Genomic DNA, 4774 nt, shown 5'->3' with positions numbered 1-4774 from the left:
GCAATCCACCAGCCGTCTGACGGCCCGGCTGCCGGTATGGAACCGGCCCAGGACCCGGTCCCTGACGCCGTAGGGTGGCGGATGGGCCACCAGCACACTGCGGGCCCGCAACATTGTGGATACCCGGGTCTCGGTTTCAGTCTCTTTGAAGCCCAATCGGGACTGAAAGGGAAGCGGCAGGGTGCCGCTGATACCAATAATCTCCACATCGCCAAAACGTACCGCAGCCAGATGAATGGATCGAAGCCGGGGAAATGAAGGCAGCAGGCGTGCCAGATGACGAGGGTCACTGTTTCCCCTGATCAGCAGCACCGGCAATCCCAGCCGATTCAATCTGTCAAGGGTGACCTCCGGCTGCCGGCGTCTGGAAAGGTCCCCGGCCAGCAACAAAATGTCCGGTCGATGGGCGGCAACCTGGCTGCTAAGACGTCGAATCCGTCGCGGATGGCCGTGGATATCGGCTGCAGCGTAAATCAGCATTGTTCGTTTCATCTTTCATTGACAATCAGCGGTCCCGTCGCAGGCAATGGCCTGGCCGATTAGTTTATAATAAATGCCTTGACTCGTAAACCGCTATGATAAAATCAGAATAAATCGTTGACACGCACTTTGTTCGGCACCCGGAAAGCAATCCCATGTCACTGAGACGTTTTTATGTGCCACCGGAAATGGTCCAGCATCCACAACCGGAAATTTCCGGATCGGATGCCGTCCACATCTGCCGGGTACTTCGCCTGTCTGCCGGTGATGCCGTGGAACTCTTCGACGGCCTCGGGAACGGCTATCGAGCCCGGATCGTGTCGGCTTCCCCCAAACGGGTTCAGTTTCATATCCAAGGGACATTTCCGCTAATGTCTGAATCGTCCGTTCATATCACCCTGGCTCAGGGCATCCTCAAGGACCGTAAAATGGACGACCTGATCCGTCAGTTGACGGAACTGGGCATTGATCGCTGGATGCCATTTTATGCGGCGCGATCAATACCTGTGCCGGGTAAAAAAGGCATGGGGACACGGTTGGACCGATGGGAGAAGATTGCAATTGAGGCGGTCAAGCAGTGCCGGCGTGGACGCGTCCCCTGTATTGCGCCTGCAGACGATTTTGACGCCATGCTGGAGACGTCTGCCGAGTCCGATCTTAAAATCATTTTCTGGGAAGGGGCGCCGCAGGCGTTCGATATACCCCAATCCGCCTCACCGAAGCCAAAAACCATAACGGTGGCAGTAGGTCCGGAGGGTGGGTTCGACCCTGGTGAAGTCCAGCGGGCGCATGAGCATGGATTTCTCACCACCGGTCTGGGCCCCCGTATTTTGAGGGCCCAGACCGCCACACTAGCCGCCTGTACCCTGGTGCAGTATCGATTCGGTGACATGGGACTTAGAGATTGAGTCACTGGAGGAGAAAAGATGAACAACAACCCCTGGCAGGTTCATAATCCCGACGGAGCCTTTCGCGTCATCGTCACCAAAGCGCTCCCCGGCCAACGATGGCTTGATATTCTCACCTCTGCCGATTGCCGCGTTGATATCTGCCACAGCAAATTGGTTCTGGACACGGAAACCATCAAGGCAGCCATCGGCAGGCGATGTGACGGCGCCATCGGGCAGCTCACCGAAGCGTGGGGAGCAACCCTTTTCGATGCGCTCAAGTCCGCCGGAGGTATCGCGTACAGCAATTATGCTGTGGGCTACAACAACGTGGACCTGGAGACAGCCACCCGGACGGGCATTCCGGTGGGCAACACGCCGGGCGTGCTCACCGAAACCACTGCAGAGATGGCGGTTGCGCTGCTCTTCGCGGCGGCCCGCCATGTCGGTGAGGCGGAACGCTTTCTACGCGCCGGCCGCTACACCGGTTGGCTCCCCGATCTTTTCCTGGGAACCCTGCTGCACGACAAAACCCTGGGCATCATCGGCGTCGGCAGAATCGGAGCAGTCGTCGCCCGCATGATGGTCCAGGGACACGGCATGCAGGTAATCTATCACGACCTTGCCGCCAACACCGAACTGGAAGCCTTTGTCGCCGACTACAATCGCTTTCGGGCCACCCAACACCTGTCACCGGTGGGCTGCCGCCGCGTTGAATCCCTGGATGAGCTGCTGGAAACAGCCGATTGTGTCAGCATCCACACGGTACTGGACGACACCACCCACCACCTCATCGATGCCCGACGCTTGGCCTTGATGAAATCCGATGCCATCCTGATCAATACCAGCCGAGGACCGGTAGTCGATGAAGTGGCCCTGGTGGACCACTGCCGGCACCATCCGGAGTTTCGCGCCGGCTTGGACGTTTTCGAGCATGAGCCAGTCATGGCTCCCGGCCTGGCTGAGCTGACCAACGTGGTCATCGTGCCCCACATCGCCTCGGCCACACGGTGGACCCGGGAAGGCATGGCCACCCTGGCGGCCTGCAATGTGGCCGGCCTCCTCAGCGGATATCCGCTCTGGCAGAAGTCTGACATTTTGCCCTTTCTCGAAAAGGCTGCGCCTCATGCCATTCCAAGCATCGTCAATGCCGAGGCGTTGGGATGGTCTGGGCAACGGGATTGATTGTTTAGTTTCAGAAACCTTCCCGATTCATCTGCGTCGGCAACAAATCGTTGAAAAATTGTCTTTTACCCGGTAACCAGTCAATCATGGAAAAGATAGAGCAGACCACCTACGATGGTTATATCAAGGCCCTGACGGATATCAGCCGGGCCATTACGTCGGATCTGTTTTTGGAAGATCTGCTCAAGCTCATCGTCATGGTCACCGCCAAGGTTACCGGGGTGGAAATTTGCTCCCTGTGGCTCATCGACGAAAATGAAAAGCCGCCCAAAATCAGGCTGAAGGCCACCCAGTCCATCGACCCGGAATACGTCAAGGACCGCTCCCTGAACCTCGACGAAGGCGTGGTGGGCCATGTGGTTACCAACAAGCGCCCGATTGCCATTAACGACGTACTTCGCAACCACCGGTTCAAAGAAAAAGAGATGGCCCGAAAGCTGGGCCTCGTCTCCATGATCAGTGTTCCACTGAAACTCAAGGATGAGAAAATTATCGGCGTCCTCAACTGCTTTACCGCCGAACCCCACGCCTTTTCAAACACCGAAATCAACATGTTTACGGCTGTGGCCAACCAGGCTGCGCTGGCCATTCTAAACACCGAGCTGATGGTCAAAACCAAAGTGATCCAGGAAGAACTGGAAACACGGAAGATGGTTGAGCGGGCCAAGGAAATCCTTATGCATCGCCGAAATATTAAAGGTGAAGACGCTTTTCGCTGGATTCAACGGCGCAGTATGGACTTAAGGAAGCCGCTGCGTCACATTGCCGAAGCGATCCTCCTGTCGGAAGAAATAGACATGGACCGCTGACCCTCCCCCAAAGCACACTGCCGCTCCCACGTCACCCTCGTACGTCAGTCAAACTTAATAAGTTTAATTAAATTCACTTGACTTTTAGCATTAGCACAACTAAAAATTCTTCCCGAAGTATGAAATAACCTCTCCCCACAATTTAGGGCAGCAAGCCAAAACAGCCGCACCTTACAACGGCGTGAGATACGGCTGAAGCGACCAAGACAACGGCGTCTGGCACCGGTTGGGCAACTACCCATCCGTGCAGACGCCGTTTTGCGTGGTATTGGTCACGATTTCGGTTCAGTTTCTTAACGATCAACTGCAGCAACAAAGGAGGCACCACCATGATGAGATTTTCTAAAAACAACGATGCTCTGGGAACCGTCAACCGGGGTAACCCTACCGAATCCAGCCTGTGCACACTCTGCCGGGCCGACTGCAAGGGCAAGTGCGAAACCTGGCTCTCCAGCCTGGTCGGGCGTAAGCTGCTCTATCCCCGCAGCTACGGCATCGTGACCGCTGGCGCCGACAACACCACCCATGTGGGTGTTTCCTACAACTCCCTGCGTATCCAGGGATATGCTTACGGCGCCCAGGGAATGGCCGGCGGCCTGACCGACAGCGCCGATGACTGCATCTTCCCCAACGTTACCCTGGAAACCGAATTCGGCAATACCGTCAAAACCAAAGCGCGCATTCCGCTGATGACCGGCGCGTTGGGCTCCACCTTCGTGGCCCAGAAATACTGGAATTCCTTTGCCATCGGTGGTGCCCTGGTGGGCATTCCCGTGGTTATCGGTGAGAACGTGGTGGGCGTGGATCGTGAATCGGAAATCGGCACAGGTCCGGAAAAAAAGGGAAAGATTAAAAAAGCCCCGGAACTGGAACGACGCATCGAGAGCTACTTCCGATACTACAACGGCTATGGAGCCATCATCGTCCAACTCAACGTAGAAGACACCAGAAATGGCGTGGCCGAGTTCGTCGCCGACAAGTATGGCGACAAGGTCATCATCGAACTCAAGTGGGGCCAGGGCGCCAAGGATATCGGCGGTGAAATCCAGGTCACCAGCCTCGACTATGCAGTATTCCTCAAGGAAAGGGGATACGTGGTCGATCCGGATCCGACCATTCCCGAGGTGCAGGAGGCCTTTGAAAACGGCTCCATCAAATCCTTTGCACGCCACAGCCGCCTGGGCGGCACCAACCTGGGATCGGTACAGCAGGTCCAGGAGGATTTTATGAGCAGCGTGGAATACCTGCGGAGCTTGGGATTCACCCGGGTTACCCTGAAAACAGGCTCCTACGGCATGGAAGAACTGGCCATGGCCATCAAGTTCGCCACAGACGCCGGACTGGATCTGCTTACCATCGACGGGTCGGGCGGCGGCACCGGCATGAGCCCCTGGAACATGATGCAAAGCTGGG

General features: G+C 56.5%; 5 protein-coding genes. 4 read left to right on the top strand and 1 reads right to left on the bottom strand.

Features of this window, described 5'->3' with window-relative positions; translation table 11 throughout:
• Positions 1 to 480, bottom strand: a 480-nt coding sequence (locus tag QNK41_RS05635; protein WP_319254632.1) for a metallophosphoesterase family protein, incomplete at its 3' end; no start/stop codon positions are given.
• A 155-nt stretch (positions 481 to 635) separates the two neighbouring features.
• On the opposite strand from QNK41_RS05635, the gene QNK41_RS05630 reads away from it, so the two are divergent.
• The 4 genes from QNK41_RS05630 to QNK41_RS05615 all read left to right on the top strand — a co-directional run.
• Positions 636 to 1388, top strand: a complete 753-nt coding sequence (locus QNK41_RS05630) for a 16S rRNA (uracil(1498)-N(3))-methyltransferase (RefSeq protein ID WP_319254630.1) — start codon at positions 636 to 638, stop codon at positions 1386 to 1388.
• Positions 1389 to 1406: 18 nt separating this feature from the next.
• Complete coding sequence (locus tag QNK41_RS05625) at positions 1407 to 2552, top strand: NAD(P)-dependent oxidoreductase (protein ID WP_319254628.1); 1146 nt, start codon at positions 1407 to 1409, stop codon at positions 2550 to 2552.
• A gap of 86 nt (positions 2553 to 2638) precedes the next feature.
• A complete protein-coding gene (locus QNK41_RS05620; RefSeq protein ID WP_319254627.1) occupies positions 2639 to 3361 on the top strand; it encodes a GAF and ANTAR domain-containing protein in 723 nt (240 codons plus the stop codon).
• A 329-nt stretch (positions 3362 to 3690) separates the two neighbouring features.
• On the top strand, positions 3691 to 4774 hold a 1084-nt coding region (locus QNK41_RS05615; protein ID WP_319254625.1), incomplete at its 3' end, for an FMN-binding glutamate synthase family protein.

The sequence above is a fragment of the Desulfosarcina sp. genome (assembly GCF_033791525.1).
Classification (GTDB): domain Bacteria; phylum Desulfobacterota; class Desulfobacteria; order Desulfobacterales; family Desulfosarcinaceae; genus Desulfosarcina.
The sequence above is the reverse complement of the archived record's forward strand: the minus strand, read 5'-3'. Positions and strand labels throughout refer to the sequence as shown.